The 14,565-nt window shown below is 68.8% G+C and carries 11 protein-coding genes; 6 read left to right on the top strand and 5 right to left on the bottom strand.

The window, feature by feature from the left end; genetic code table 11:
- Positions 1-273: 273 nt before the first annotated feature.
- Complete coding sequence (acnB, locus tag J3S89_RS04580; protein ID WP_230489269.1) at positions 274-2,865, bottom strand: bifunctional aconitate hydratase 2/2-methylisocitrate dehydratase; 2,592 nt, start codon at positions 2,863-2,865, stop codon at positions 274-276.
- 515 nt (positions 2,866-3,380) lie between these two features.
- Between acnB and J3S89_RS04575 the strand changes: the two genes are divergently transcribed.
- The 5 genes from J3S89_RS04575 (at position 3,381) to J3S89_RS04555 (ending at position 8,098) form a co-directional block, all read left to right on the top strand.
- On the top strand, positions 3,381-4,478 hold the full coding sequence (locus tag J3S89_RS04575; protein WP_217926297.1) for an ABC transporter substrate-binding protein: 1,098 nt from the start codon (positions 3,381-3,383) through the stop codon (positions 4,476-4,478).
- Between the two features lie 192 nt (positions 4,479-4,670).
- Positions 4,671-5,504: an ABC transporter permease gene (locus J3S89_RS04570; RefSeq protein ID WP_217926818.1), complete on the top strand. Its 834-nt coding sequence runs from the start codon at positions 4,671-4,673 to the stop codon at positions 5,502-5,504.
- The gene (locus tag J3S89_RS04565) at positions 5,501-6,280 is read left to right on the top strand and encodes an ABC transporter permease (protein WP_217926296.1); all 780 of its coding nucleotides are present in this window, start codon (positions 5,501-5,503) and stop codon (positions 6,278-6,280) included. The genes J3S89_RS04570 and J3S89_RS04565 overlap by 4 nt, the downstream gene beginning before the upstream one ends.
- A gap of 40 nt (positions 6,281-6,320) precedes the next feature.
- Positions 6,321-7,370, top strand: coding sequence for an ABC transporter ATP-binding protein (locus tag J3S89_RS04560; protein WP_217926295.1), 1,050 nt, complete (start codon positions 6,321-6,323; stop codon positions 7,368-7,370).
- Between the two features lie 5 nt (positions 7,371-7,375).
- Positions 7,376-8,098, top strand: coding sequence for an HAD family hydrolase (locus J3S89_RS04555; protein WP_217926294.1), 723 nt, complete (start codon positions 7,376-7,378; stop codon positions 8,096-8,098).
- 2 nt (positions 8,099-8,100) lie between these two features.
- Here J3S89_RS04555 and J3S89_RS04550 read toward each other — a convergent pair whose 3' ends face one another.
- The 4 genes from J3S89_RS04550 to J3S89_RS04535 form a co-directional block, all read right to left on the bottom strand.
- Positions 8,101-8,406 carry a hypothetical protein gene (locus J3S89_RS04550; RefSeq protein ID WP_230489270.1) on the bottom strand — a complete coding sequence of 102 codons (306 nt, stop codon included), beginning with the start codon at positions 8,404-8,406 and terminating at the stop codon, positions 8,101-8,103.
- A gap of 387 nt (positions 8,407-8,793) precedes the next feature.
- The gene (locus tag J3S89_RS04545; RefSeq protein ID WP_217926293.1) at positions 8,794-10,782 is read right to left on the bottom strand and encodes an acetyl/propionyl/methylcrotonyl-CoA carboxylase subunit alpha; all 1,989 of its coding nucleotides are present in this window, start codon (positions 10,780-10,782) and stop codon (positions 8,794-8,796) included.
- A 10-nt stretch (positions 10,783-10,792) separates the two neighbouring features.
- A complete protein-coding gene (locus tag J3S89_RS04540; protein WP_217926292.1) occupies positions 10,793-12,400 on the bottom strand; it encodes a carboxyl transferase domain-containing protein in 1,608 nt (535 codons plus the stop codon).
- Between the two features lie 128 nt (positions 12,401-12,528).
- Positions 12,529-13,119, bottom strand: coding sequence for a TetR/AcrR family transcriptional regulator (locus J3S89_RS04535; protein ID WP_217926291.1), 591 nt, complete (start codon positions 13,117-13,119; stop codon positions 12,529-12,531).
- A gap of 363 nt (positions 13,120-13,482) precedes the next feature.
- On the opposite strand from J3S89_RS04535, the gene J3S89_RS04530 reads away from it, so the two are divergent.
- Positions 13,483-14,538, top strand: coding sequence for an HD-GYP domain-containing protein (locus J3S89_RS04530; protein ID WP_217926290.1), 1,056 nt, complete (start codon positions 13,483-13,485; stop codon positions 14,536-14,538).
- The last annotated feature ends 27 nt before the right edge of the window (positions 14,539-14,565 follow it).

The raw sequence follows: 14,565 nt of genomic DNA, 5'->3' as shown, positions 1-14,565 counted from the left end.
ACGGCTAGTGTCGCTCCCCAAACTCGCCACCTCGTCATCCCCGGGCTCGACCCGGGGATCCATGGGGCGTGGTCGCTCGGGGAGTGGCCTCGTGGATGCCCGGGTCGAGCCCGGGCATGACGACGGCGAGGGGAGCGCGAGAAGAAGGGCGGAGGAAAGAAGAGCGGAGGAAAGAAGGGCGGGGGAGAGAAGGGCGGAGCGAGGCGGGCCTCTTCAAACGAAAACCCCCGCCTCGCGGCGGGGGTCTCTGGTCTCGTGCTCGGATGAGTTCGATCAGGCGGTCACCGTCGCCGCGACGTCGGCGAATTCGGGGATCTGGTCGAAGTTCATGTAGCGGTAGACGTCGGCTTCCTTGCCCTTCAGGCCGCCGAGTTCCGCCATGTACTCCTCGAAGGTCGGGATCTTGCCGAGGAGTGCCGCGACGGAGGCGAGCTCCGCCGAGGAGAGATACACCCGGGTGTCGATGCCGAGACGGTTCGGGAAGTTGCGGGTCGAGGTCGAGATCGCCGTCGAGCCCTTGCGGACCTGGGCCTGGTTGCCCATGCACAGCGAGCAGCCGGGCATTTCCATGCGGGCGCCGGACTTGCCGAGGGTGGCGTAGTAGCCCTCCTCGGTCAGGATGTGGGCGTCCATCTTGGTCGGCGGGGCGATCCACAGGCGGGTCGGGATGTCCGAGTTGCCGGCGAGGATCTTACCGGCGGCGCGGAAGTGACCGATGTTGGTCATGCAGGAGCCGATGAAGACCTCGTCGATCTTGTCGCCGGCGACCGCCGACAGCGGCTTGATGTCGTCGGGGTCGTTCGGGCAGGCGAGCAGCGGCTCCTTGATGGTCGCCAGATCGATCTCGAACACCGCCGCGTATTCGGCGTCGGCATCGGGGGCGAGGAGCTGCGGATCGGCGATCCACGCCTCCATCTTGGCGATGCGGCGCTCGAGCGACCGCTTGTCCTCGTAGCCGTTGGCGATCATCCACTTCATGAGCACGACGTTCGACGTCATGTACTCGATGATCGGCTCCTTGTTCAGGCGCACGGTGCAGCCGGCGGCGGAGCGCTCGGCGGAGGCGTCGGAGAGCTCGAAGGCCTGTTCCACCTTCAGGTCCGGCAGCCCCTCGATCTCGAGGATGCGGCCGTTGAAGACGTTCTTCTTGCCCTTCTTCTCCACGGTCAGCGAGCCGTTCTGGATCGCCGCGTAGGGGATGGCGTTGACCAGATCACGCAGGGTGATGCCGGGCTGCATCTCGCCCTTGAAGCGCACCAGCACCGATTCCGGCATGTCGAGCGGCATCACGCCGGTCGCCGCCGCGAAGGCGACGAGGCCGGAGCCGGCCGGGAAGGAGATGCCGATCGGGAAGCGGGTGTGGCTGTCGCCGCCGGTGCCGACGGTGTCGGGGAGCAGCAGGCGGTTCAGCCAGGAGTGGATGACGCCGTCGCCCGGGCGCAGCGAGATGCCGCCACGGTTGGAGATGAAGCCGGGCAGCTCGTGATGGGTCTGGACGTCGACCAGCTTCGGATAGGCGGCGGTGTGGCAGAAGGACTGCATCACCAGATCGGCGGAGAAGCCGAGGCAGGCGAGGTCCTTCAGCTCGTCGCGGGTCATCGGGCCGGTGGTGTCCTGGGACCCGACCGTCGTCATCTTCGGCTCGCAATAGGTGCCGGGACGCACGCCCTTGCCCTCGGGCAGGCCACAGGCGCGGCCGACCATCTTCTGGGCGAGGGTGAAGCCCTTGTGGGTGTCGGCGGGAACCGCCGGCAGACGGAACAGCGTCGAGACCGGAAGGCCGAGCGCCTCGCGGGCCTTGGTGGTGAGGCCGCGGCCGATGATCAGCGGGATGCGGCCGCCGGCGCGCACCTCGTCGAAGATCACGTCGGACTTGACGGAGAATTCGGCGATCACCTCGCCGTTCTTCAGCGCCTTGCCCTCATAGGGACGCAGCTCGACGACGTCGCCGGTCTCCATCTTGGAGACGTCGAGTTCGATCGGCAGGGCGCCGGCGTCTTCCATGGTGTTGTAGAAGATCGGGGCGATCTTGGAGCCGAGGCAGACGCCGCCGAAGCGCTTGTTGGGGACGTAGGGGATGTCCTGCCCGGTGAACCACAGCACCGAATTGGTGGCCGACTTGCGCGAGGAGCCGGTGCCGACGACGTCGCCGACATAGGCGACCGGCAGGCCCTTGGCGACCAGCGCCTCGAGCTGCTTGATGGGCCCGCGCACACCGGGCTCGTCGGGGACGATGCCGGGGCGGGCGTTTTTCAGCATGGCGAGCGCATGCAGCGGGATGTCGGGGCGGGTCGAGGCGTCCGGCGCCGGCGACAGGTCGTCGGTGTTGGTCTCGCCGTTGACCTTGAACACGGTGACGGTGAAGGAGGCCGGGACCTCGGGGCGCGAGGTGAACCACTCGCCGTCGGCCCAGGACTGGAGGACGCCCTTCGCATTGGCGTTGCCCTTGTCGGCCAGTTCCTTGACGTCGTGGAAATAGTCGAACATCAGCAGGGTCTTCTTCAGACCCTCGGCCGCCACGGCGCCGACTTCCGTATCGCCGAGAAGGTCGATCAGCGGCTTGATGTTGAAGCCGCCGAGCATGGTGGCGAGCAGTTCGGTCGCGAGCTTGCGCGAGACGAGCGCGTTCTTTTCCACACCCTTGGCGACGGCGTCGAGGAAGCCGGCCTTGATGCGGGCGGCGTCGTCGACGCCGGCGGGAACGCGATGGGTCAGAAGTTCGACGAGGAAGGCTTCCTCACCGGCAGGCGGTTCACGCAGCAGGGCGATCAGCCCCTCGGTCTGCTTTGCCGAGAGCGGCAGCGGCGGAATACCGAGCGCGCCACGTTCGGACACGTGCTGACGGTAGGTTTCGAGCATCGACATGTCTGACTCTTTCCGTGGAAGTGCGAGTGCGTGACGAAGTGTCGCGCGTATATAGCCGCTTTTCGGCGCGGATCCCATCGCTTCCTCGTCTCGACCTTGGTCGAGGGCGAGGGGGTGGAAAACGCGCCCCGAGGGCGTGGCGGTCGGCGCCGTCGGGGTCGCGCGACCGACCGGCTCGGAGGGGAATCTAGCGGGGATCGGCGGGGCGTCCAGACCGACTTCTGCACATATTCGAATCATTCGCCGATCTCGCCCACGGGATGTGCGCCTCCCCCTTGACCGGGTCGGGGGGCATCGGCTTCACTCGCCGCATGACGCCGGCACGACGGTTTCGTGACGCTCTTTCGGGCGCGCTCGCCGGCCGTTACCGCCCGTCGCCGGATCGGCGGTGGGGATACCGACACGGAACCGTCATGGCGAGGCGATACGCAAGACCGGATGATCGCTCCCCGAGCGGTCCCCTCCTCATCCCTCCTCCCGCCGCTCCGGTGGGTTCGTCGAAGGAATGTGCTTCCATGAAGACCGCTCTTCTCGCTTCGTCCGCCCTTCTCCTGGTGGGGGCCGTGCTGCCGGCCTCGGCCGCCTCGCTCGACGATCTGGTCGCCGCCGCCAAGGCGGAAGGCGAGCTGACGGTCATCGCGCTGCCGCACGACTGGTGCGGCTACGGCGGCGTGATCGACGGGTTCAAGAAGAAGTATGGTCTCAAGGTCAACGAGCTCAATCCGGACGCCGGTTCGGGCGACGAGATCGAGGCGATCAAGGCCAACAAGGGCAACAAGGGTCCGCAGGCGCCCGACGTGATCGACGTCGGCCTCTCGTTCGGTCCGAGCGCCAAGGCCGAAGGGCTGCTGATGCCCTACAAGGTCTCGACCTGGGATTCGATCCCGGCGAGCCAGAAGGATCCCGAGGGTTATTGGACCGGCGACTATTACGGCGTGCTCTCGTTCGAGGTGAACAAGGACATCGTCAAGTCCTCGCCCTCCGACTGGGCCGATCTGCTGAAGCCGGAATACAAGAACGCGGTGGCGCTCGCCGGTGATCCGCGCGCCTCGTCCCAGGCGATCCAGGGCGTCTATGCCGCCGGCCTCTCCGCCGCCAAGGGCGATGCCGCCAAGGCCGGCGAGGCGGGTCTGAAGTTCTTCGCCGACCTCAACAAGGCCGGCAACTTCGTGCCGGTCATCGGCAAGGCCGCGTCGCTGGCGCAGGGCGCCACCCCGATCGTGATCCGTTGGGACTACAACGCTCTCGCCGATCGCGACACGCTCAAGGGCAACCCGCCGGTCGACGTGGTGATCCCCAAGACCGGCGTCGTCGCCGGCGTCTACGTCCAGGCGATCTCGGCCTATGCGCCGCATCCGAACGCCGCCAAGCTGTGGCTCGAGTATCTCTATTCCGACGAGGGTCAGATCGGCTGGCTCAAGGGCTATTGCCATCCGGTCCGCTTCGGCGACCTCTCCAAGGCCGGCAAGATCCCGGCCGACGTGATGGCGAAGCTGCCGGCGGCGGAATCCTACGAGAAGGCGGTCTTCCCGACGCTCGCCGAACAGGGCGCGGCCAAGGAAGTGATCACCAAGCAGTGGGACGCCGTGGTCGGCGCCAACGTCGGCAAGTGACGTCTTCGGGCGCGGCTCCCGGGGGGGAGCGCGCCCGATCGGTCTTCCGCGCCGCGCTCTCTTCCGGCCATGGTCGGGGAGGGCGCGTCGTCGTGAGCGGGGGTACGGGGTTTGGGCAGTGAAACGACGGGCGCGCCGGTCGAGCGAACGGCGGCGCAGGGGGGACGGCCTTCGCCGGGACGCGGCTTCTCGCTGACTTGGCTCGGGGTGGTGCCGTTCTTCGTCTTCGCCACGCTGTTTCTGATCGCGCCGACCGGGCTTCTGGTGGTCGGGGCGTTCCAGACCGCCGACGGGTCCTTCACGCTCGCCAATCTCGCCGGACTGCTGCATCCCTCGATCGTCGCGGCCTATGTGATCAGCCTCGAGATCTCGGCGGCTTCCGCGCTCGGCGGCGCGGTGATCGGCTTCTTCCTGGCGCGGGCGATCGTCTCGGGCGGCCTACCCGGATGGGTGCGCCCGACGGTGACGACCTTCTCCGGCGTCGCCTCCAACTTCGCCGGCGTGCCGCTCGCCTTCGCGTTCCTCGCCACGCTGGGACGGACCGGGCTCGTCACCTGGGCGCTGATGGAGTGGTTCGGGTTCAATCTCTACGCGACCGGGTTCAAGCTCCTGAGTTTCCTCGGGCTGACGCTCACCTATCTCTATTTCCAGATCCCGCTGATGGTGCTGATCCTCACCCCCGCGCTGGAGGGGCTGAAGAAGGAATGGGGCGAGGCGGCCTCGATCCTCGGCGCGTCCTCCCTGCAATATTGGCGGATGGTGGCGCTGCCGGTGCTGTGGCCGAGCCTGCTCGGGGCGACGCTGCTCCTCTTCGCCAACGCCTTCGGCGCGGTCGCGACCGCCTACGCGCTCACCGGCTCGTCGCTCAACATCGTCACCATCCTGCTCTACGCGCAGATCCGCGGCGACGTGCTGCACGACCAGAACCTCGGTTACGCGCTGGCGCTCGGCATGATCGTGATCACCGGCGGCGCCAACGTCGGTTACATCTGGCTGCGCGGTCGGGCCGAGAGGTGGGTGAAATGAAGCGCTCGACCCTCGGTTCCTGGATCTCGGTGGCGATCGGCGCGGTCTATTTCCTGCTGCCGCTGATCGCGACCTTCGAATTCTCGCTTCGGCTGAAACGCGGCGTCTATTCCTTCGAGGCCTATCGGATCGTGTTGACCGATCCGAGTTTCCAGGCGTCGTTCCTCTACTCGGTGGTGCTGGCGTTGGCGACGATCGTGGTCGGCGCGGTGATCGTGGTGCCGACCGCCTATTGGGTGCGGCTGAAGCTGCCGAAGATGCGGCCGGTGGTCGAATTCGTGACCCTGTTGCCCCTGGTGGTGCCGGCGATCGTCATCGTCTTCGGCCATCTCCGGATGTACAATTCGCAGTCGATCCTGCCCCTGACCGACTCCTCCTTCGGCACCGATCTGCTGCTCACCTTCGGCTACGTGACGCTGTCGCTCCCCTACATGTATCGCTCGGTCGACACCGCGCTCGCCGCGATCGACGTGGCGACGCTCACGGAGGCGGCCGAGAGCCTGGGGGCGAGCCGCACCGCGACCTTGACGCGGGTGATCTTTCCCAACATCCGTGCCGGTCTCCTGTCGGGCGCGTTCCTGACCTTCGCGATCGTCATCGGCGAGTTCACCTTCGCCAGCCTCCTCAATCGACCGGCCTTCGGTCCCTATCTCCAGCTCGTCGGGGCCAATCGGGCCTATGAGCCGGCGGCGCTCGCCATCATCGCCTTCGTCGTCACCTGGGCCTCGCTGGGGCTGATCCAGGTGTTCGGCGCCGCGCGGAAGGGGTCGAAATGAGCCCTTCGTTCCCCGCCCTTCCAGCTCTTTCGGAGGAACGATGAGCTTCATCGACATCACCGGCCTGAAGAAGGCCTTCGGCCCGGTCACGGTCGTCCACGACTTCGATCTCGGCATCGAGAAGGGCGAGTTCGTCTCCTTCCTCGGGCCGTCGGGCTGCGGCAAGACGACGATCCTCAGGATGATCGCCGGCTTCGAGGCGGCCAGCGCCGGGCGCATCGCGATCGACGGGCGCGAGGTGACGCGCCTGCCGCCGGCCAAGCGCGACGTCGGCATGGTGTTCCAGTCCTACGCCCTCTTCCCCAACATGACCGTCGGCGAGAACATCGCCTTCGGCTTGCGGATCGCCAAAAAGAGCGCGGCGGAGATCCGCGAGCGGGTCGCCGAGATGCTGGCGATCATCAAGCTGCCCGATCTCGCCGATCGCTATCCCTGGCAGCTCTCCGGCGGCCAGCAGCAGCGTGTGGCGCTGGCGCGGGCGATCGCCGTCCGGCCGCAGGTCCTCCTCCTCGACGAGCCGCTGTCGGCGCTCGACGCCAAGATCCGCGTCTCGCTTCGCGAGGAGATCCGGGCGCTGCAGCGCGACCTCGGCATCACCACCATCTTCGTCACCCACGACCAGGAAGAGGCGCTGTCGATGTCCGACCGCATCGTGGTGATGAACGAGGGGCGGGCGGCGCAGGTGGGCACGCCGTTCGAGGTCTATACGTGGCCGAAGAACCGTTTCGTCGCTTCCTTCGTCGGCACGCTCAATCTCCTCGACGGCGTCGTCGTCGACGAGGGACGGCTGACGCTCGACGGGCGCGAGGTGACGGTCGGGCGCGGGCTCGCGGGACGGCGGGCCGGCGAAACGGTGACGGTGGCGCTGCGCCCCGAGGCGGTGACGCTGGGGGCGACGGCGACCGGGCTGCCGGGCACGGTGGAGGCGGTGAGCTTCCTCGGCGCGGTGGTGCGCGTGAAGGTCAGGCTCGACACCCAGGTGGTGACGCTCGACGCCTTCAATCAGACCACCCAGCGCCCGCCGGAGCCGGGAACGGCCGTGCGGCTGGTGTTCGGCGCCGAGGATCTGCTGGTGCTCGGCGAGGGGTGAGGGCGATGCCGGGTGTCGATCCGCGCCGGCCGGGCATCCGGGCGATCCTCTTCGACAAGGACGGAACGCTGGTCGACTACGCGGCCTCGTGGACGCCGATCAATGCCCGCGCGATCGCGCTCGCTGCGGAAGGTGACGCGGCGCTGGCCGAGCGGTTGCGCGCGGCGGTCGGGGTCGATGCCGGGGGGCGGGCGTTGTCGCCGACGTCGATCATGGCCGCGGGCTCGGCGGGCGAGATCGCGGCGGCGCTGGTCGCGGCCGGCGCTCGGTTCGAGCCGGCGGCGCTGACACGGGCGCTCGACGATCTCTTTCTCGCCGGTGTCGACGACATGGTCGCGGTCGGCGATCTCCCGGTGATCCTCGGGCGGCTTTCGACGCGCGGGCTCGCGCTCGGCGTCGCCTCGAGCGACAACGAGGCGAGCGTGCGCGCCATGGCCGAACGCTTCGGCATCGCCGATCTCCTCGTCTTCACCGCCGGTTGGGACAGCGGCCACGGCGCCAAGCCCGAGGCGGGGATCGCGCTCGCCTTCGCGGCGGCGGTCGGCTGCGGCCCGCGGGAGATCGCGGTGGTCGGCGACACCGGCCACGACATGGGGCTGGCGCGCGCGGCCGGAGCGGGGCTCGCGATCGGCGTCCTGACCGGGACCGGCACGCGCGAGAGCCTGGGGGCGCAGGCGGATCTGGTGCTCGACAGCGTCTGCGATCTGGAGCGGGCGCTGTTCGGGTGATCTCAGCGGCCCGGCGCGGCCGGCGGCGTCGCCGGGGCGAGGGCGCAGTCGCGATTGGCGCCGGTGCCGGGAGCATTCTCGAAGACGCAGAGCGCGCTCGACGGCGGGCGGCCGCATTTCTGATCGATGTCGCGGAACCCGACGCAGCTCCCGGTGGCGATGTGACGCCAGCCCGGACCGCCCTTGCAGCCGCAGCCTCGGCACGGCGGCGCCGAGGAGAGGTCGCAGCCGGCCTCGGCGACCGGCGCGAGGAAGGCCGAGACGACGAACGCGAGCATCGGAACGAGGGGATGTGGGGAAGCCGGCATGGGTGGGGCTCCATCGGGACGGAAGGAGATCACCACGGGTCCCTGCGCAGTTGAATCGACTTTTGGTTGTGTTTCGAGGCGGGCGGGCGAGTGGCCCCGGGGGCGTGGGGTGAGGTCCGTCGTGGCTTCGCCCTTCGAGGCCCGATCTTCGATCGGGCGTCTCAGGGTGAAGCCAAACAGGGGGCAGGGCAGGAAGTCGACGCGCGACCGCCCTCGGGGGCCGTCGTTCCCGGCCGGAGCGCCGTCGGCGCGGAGGGAGTGACGGTGGTGCTCGCGGCACGCGCCAGGGGCACGGTGTCGGGCCGGCGCTCCGGGGTGACGGTGTACCGTGAACGGGCGTTCGGTGGCGACGACGCTCGGCGAAGCCGGGGCGGGGCCGCCCCCGGCTCAAGCCTCCGCCGCCATCACCGCCAGCTCGAAGCCCTCCGCCACGACGTCGCCGACGGCGACCTCGACCTTTTCGACGATGCCGTCGTGGGGGGCGCGGACGACGTGTTCCATCTTCATCGCCTCGACCACCACCAGCGGCGTGCCGGCGGTGACGCTGGCGCCGGCCTCGACCAGGACCTGGACCACCGAACCCGGCATCGGCGCCACCAGCCGGTCGGCATGGTGGTGGGTGCTGGCGGTGCCGGCGCGCGGATCGATCTCGCGGAAGCGGGCGCGGCCGAGCGGGGAGGCGAGGGTGAGGCGGTCGCCGTCCTCGGCGAAGGTCACGGCGAACCGCGCGTCGCCGAGGGTGATGGTCGCGCGGTCGGCCGCGAGCCGGCAGGCGACGGGCATCGCGCCGCCGGCGGTCACGAGGCGGGTGCCGGAGCGGTCGGTCTCGAAGGTCAGCGTGCGCGGGGCGGTGCCGTCGTCGAGGGTGACGACGCGCCGGGCGGCCACGTTGAGGCCCCAGGCCCCGGCGGTCGCGAAGGGCGAGAACGGGTCGGCCGGCGCGCGCTTCGCCTCGGCCTCCTCGCGGGCGAGGCGGACGAGTGCGGCGGCGTTCCACAGGCGCTCGTCGGCGGGGGGCTCGGCGAGGAGGGCGTCGGCCTCACGGGCGATGAAGCCGGTGTCGTGGGTGTCGCCGACGACGCCCGGATGGCCGACGAGGCGTTCGAGGAAGCCGAGGTTGGTGGCGGGGCCGTCGAGCTCGGTCGCGCGCAGCGCCACCGCGAGACGGGCGAGCGCCTCGGCGCGGGTCGGCCCGTGGGCGATCAGCTTGGCGATCATCGGATCATAATGACGCGAGATCTCGTCGCCCTCTTCGACGCCGGTGTCGACGCGCACACCCTCGGGGAAGGCGAGCCGCGTCAGGCGGCCGGTCTGGGGCAGGAAGTCGCGCGCGGGATCCTCGGCATAGAGCCGGGCCTCGACGGCGTGGCCGACGAGCAGGATCTCGTCCTGGGTGAGCGGCAGCGGCTCGCCCCGGGCGACCCGGATCTGCCATTCGACCAGATCGAGGCCTGTGATCGCCTCGGTCACCGGATGCTCGACCTGGAGACGGGTGTTCATCTCCATGAAGAAGAAGTCGTCGCCCTGCGTGATGAATTCGACCGTGCCGGCGCCGACGTAACCGACGGCTCGGGCGGCGTCGATCGCCGCCTTGCCCATGGCGGCGCGGCGCTCGGGGGTGATGCCGGGGGCGGGGGCCTCCTCGATCACCTTCTGATGGCGTCGCTGGAGCGAGCAGTCGCGCTCGAAGAGATGGACGGTCTCTCCGTGGGAATCCGCGAAGACCTGCACTTCGACGTGGCGCGGCCGGGTCAGATACTTCTCGATCAGGACGCGATCGTCGCCGAAGGCGGCCTGCGCCTCGCGCCGCGCGGAGAGAAGCGTCTCGGCGAGGTCCTCGGCGCGCTCGACCACCTTCATGCCCTTGCCGCCGCCGCCGGCGGAGGCCTTGATCAGGACGGGGAAGCCGATGCGTTCGGCCTCGCGGGCGAGCACCGCCTCGGACGCGTCGGCGCCGTGCCAGCCGGGGACGAGGGGGACGCCGGCCTCTTCCATCAGCGCCTTGGCGGCGGCCTTGGAGCCCATGGCGCGGATCGCGGAAGCGGGCGGGCCGACGAAGATCAGGCCGGCGTCGGCGACGGCGTCGGCGAAATCGGCGTTCTCCGAGAGGAAGCCGTAGCCCGGATGGATCGCGTCGGCGCCGGTCGCCCGCGCCGCCTCCAGGATCTTGTCGACGTCGAGATAGCTCTCGCGGGCAGGCGCCGGGCCGAGGCGATGGGCGAGATCGGCGGAGCGCACATGGAGCGCTTCCGCGTCGGCGTCGGAGAAGACGGCGACGGTCTCGATCCCCATCGTCTTCGCGGTCTTCATGATGCGCACGGCGATCTCGCCGCGATTGGCGACGAGCAGGCGGCGGAGCGGGCGGGTCGGGGTCATCGGTCGCGCCTCACATGCGGAAGACGCCGAAGCGGGTCGGCTTCGGGGGGGCGTTGAAGGCGGCGGAGAGCGAGAGCGCCAGCACCATGCGCGTGTCGCGCGGGTCGATGACGCCGTCGTCCCAGAGACGCGCGGTCGAATACCAAGCCGAGCCCTGTTCCTCGTATTGGGCGCGGATCGGCGCCTTGAAGGCCTCCTCGTCGGCCGGATCCCAACTGCCGCCCTTGGCCTCGATGCCGTCGCGGCGGACCTGGGCGAGGACGTTCGCCGCCTGATCGCCGCCCATCACGGAGATGCGGGCATTGGGCCACATGAAGAGGAAATTGGGGTCGTAGGCGCGGCCGCACATGCCGTAATTGCCGGCGCCGAAGGAATTGCCGACGACGATGGTGATCTTCGGCACGTCGGCGCAGGCGACCGCCGTCACCATCTTGGCGCCGTCCTTGGCGATGCCGCCGGCCTCGTATTTGCGGCCGACCATGAAGCCGGTGATGTTCTGGAGGAACAGCAGGGGAATGCCGCGCTGGGCGCAGAGCTCGACGAAATGGGCGCCCTTCAGCGCGCTCTCGGAGAAGAGGATGCCGTTGTTGGCGACGATGCCGACGGGATAGCCCCAGACATGGGCGAAGCCGGTGACCAGCGTCTGGCCGTAGAGCGGCTTGAACTCGTCGAATTCGGACCCGTCGACGATGCGGCCGATGATCTGGCGCACGTCGAAGGGCTGTTTGGGGTCGGCGGAGACGACCGACAACAGGTCTTCCGGATCGAGGAGCGGCGGGCGCGGCTCGCGCAGCTCGGGGCCGGCCGGCTTCGGGCGGGCGAGGCCGGCGACGGCGCGGCGGGCGAGGCCGAGCGCATGGGCGTCGTCCTCGGCCATCAGATCCGAGACGCCGGAGGTGCGGGTATGGACGTCGGCACCGCCGAGGTCCTCGGCGGTGACGATTTCGCCGGTCGCGGCCTTCACCAGCGGCGGGCCGCCGAGGAAGATCGTCGCCTGTTCGCGCACCATGATCGACTGGTCGGACATGGCCGGCACATAGGCGCCGCCGGCGGTGCACGACCCCATGACGACGGCGATCTGGGGGATGCCGTCGGCGGACATGCGGGCCTGATTGTAGAAGATGCGGCCGAAATGGTCGCGGTCGGGGAAGACCTCGTCCTGATTGGGCAGGTTGGCGCCGCCGGAATCGACCAGATAGACGCAGGGCAGGCGGTTCTTGGCGGCGATTTCTTGAGCGCGCAGATGCTTCTTCACGCTCATCGGGAAATAGGTGCCGCCCTTCACGGTCGCGTCGTTGGCGACGATCAGGCATTCGCGCCCCTCGATGCGGCCGATGCCGGTGACGAGGCCGGCGGAGGGGACCTCGTCGCCGTAGAGGCCGTTCGCGGCGAGTTGCCCGAGTTCGAGGAAGGGGGTGCCGCGGTCGATCAGGAGGCGGATGCGGTCGCGCACGAAGAGCTTGCCGCGCGCCTCGTGGCGGGCGCGGGCGGTCTCGCCGCCGCCCTCGACGATGGCGGCGACGCGCGCGTTCAATTCGGCGACGCGCGCCTCCAACGCCGCGCGATTGGCGGCGAAAGCGGGCGCGCGCCGATCGAGGCTGTCCTCGATGACCGACATGGACGTTTCCTCCCGAGACTTCAGGCTCGATTTGAACGAACGTTCGTTTTTATTCGGAGGGATGTCAAGGGGCCGAAGGGGGGAGACGTGCGATCGCGAGGGGGGCGGGGAGGCGTGTGGTCCCGCTCTCAGGCGGCGACGGCGCGCAGGACCATGTCGACGTGGATCGCCACCAGTTCCGCCTCGGTCAGGCGGCCGTCGGGCTGATACCACTCGCAGATGCCGGTCATCATCGAGATCAGGGCATAGGTGGTGATCTTGAGATCGGCGACGTGGAAGAGCCCGGCGTCGCGCCCGGCCTCGAGGATCGTCTCGAGGCGGCGTTCGTAGGCGCGGCGGAGACCGACGATCTCGGCGCGGTTCTCCGGATCGAGGCTGCGCAGCTCGGAATTGGCGACATAGACCTGCATGCGCCGGGTCATGTGGTAGCGGGCATGGAAGGAGGTGAAGGCGACGAGGCGCTCGCGCGGGGCCTCGTGGCCGACCAGGGCCTCGTCGAGGCGGGCGGTCAGCGTCGCCATGTGCTCGCGGACGATGTCGAAGAGGAGCGCCTGCTTCGTCTCGAAGTGATTGTAGAGCGAGCCGGGCTGGATGCCGACCTCGGCGGCGAGGCGGCGCAGGCTCATCGCCTCGAAACCGTGCTGCCAGATCAGACGTGTCCCGGCGGCGCGGATCGCCTCGAACGTCTTCTCACCCACCGAACCCAACGTGCGCGCCATGCAAAGGATCTCCTCGGTTCGAGCTTTACGGCGCGGCGAGGGGGCGGCGCAAGCGAGGATCGCGCGAGGCGTTTCGGGAAACCCCGCCGGTGGGCGGGCGAGCGCCGGCGCCGGCGGCGCTCTGCGGTCGTCCGGGTCGCGAGCGGGGCTCGGCTCGGACGATCATTAAAAGTTTATCCGAAGTCTTCATGACCGATTCTCGTTGATGTTTCCTTCCTGTGGGTCGATGGCCTCTTTCTACAATTGAATTGAATTTCTGTTCACTCAATCCATCCGAATCCCTCTTCGAATCAAACGAGATCATTGTCTTCAAGGTGATTTCATGGCTCTTCGATAGGAGATGAAGAGTGGAGGAGCGCGCCCATGAACACGGTTCTCATGGTCGACGACAACATGACCAATCTGGTGCTGGTGCGGCAGCTCGTGCGCCGCGTGGAGGACTGCGAGACGCTCGCCTTCACCGATCCGGCCTCGGCGTTGGAGACCCTCCGAGAGACGGACGTCGACCTGATTCTGGTCGACTACGTGATGCCGGAGATCGACGGCGTCGAGTTCGTCCGGCGGATTCGGCGGATGAGCCGACATGCCACCGTGCCGGTGGTGATGGTGACCACCACCGACGAGCGCGAGGTGGTGCTCCAGGCGCTGGAGGCCGGGGCGACCGACTTTCTGACCAAACCGCTCGATCCGCTCGAGTTCAAAGTCCGGGTGCGCAATCTCCTGGCGCTGCGCAAGGCGCAGAAGCAGTTGGCGGCGCGCGCCGCGCTCCTCGACCGCGAGGTGTCGATCAAGACCAGCGAACTGGTCGAGCGCGAGCAGGAGATCATCTGGCGCCTGACCAAGGCGACCGAGCGGCGCGATACCGACACCGGCGACCACATCGCCCGCATGTCGCGGATCTGCGGCATCCTGGCGGAGGGCATGGGCCTGTCGGTGGAGGATCGCCGGCTGGTGGAGATCGCGGCGCAGATGCACGACGTCGGCAAGGTCGGCATTCCCGACGAGATCCTGTTCAAGCCGGGCGCGCTGTCGCCCGAGGAACGCAAGGTGATGGAGACCCACACCGATCTCGGCTGGACCATCCTCGAGGGCTCGAAGTCGCGACTTCTGCAGATGGCGGCGGAGATCGCCGTCAGCCATCACGAGCGTTGGGACGGCACCGGCTATCCCAAGGGGCTCGCCGGCGAGGCGATCCCGGTGGTCGGACGCATCACCGCGCTCGCCGACGTCTTCGACGCGCTGATGTCGGTGCGGCCCTACAAGCCCGCCTGGCCGATCGAGAAGGCCATCGCCTTCGTCGCCGACGGGTCCGGCTCGCATTTCGATCCGGCCTGCGTCGAGGCGTTCTTCGCCCATTTCGACGAGATCGCCGCGATCGCCGGAACCGGGCGGGACGACGACGTGATCTCGGCGGCGTGACGCCGGTCGAGATCGCGCTTCCCCAAC

The organism is Pinisolibacter aquiterrae (assembly GCF_019160155.1).
Classification (GTDB): Bacteria; Pseudomonadota; Alphaproteobacteria; order Rhizobiales; family Ancalomicrobiaceae; genus Pinisolibacter; species Pinisolibacter aquiterrae.
This window is presented reverse-complemented; position numbering and strand designations above follow the sequence as displayed.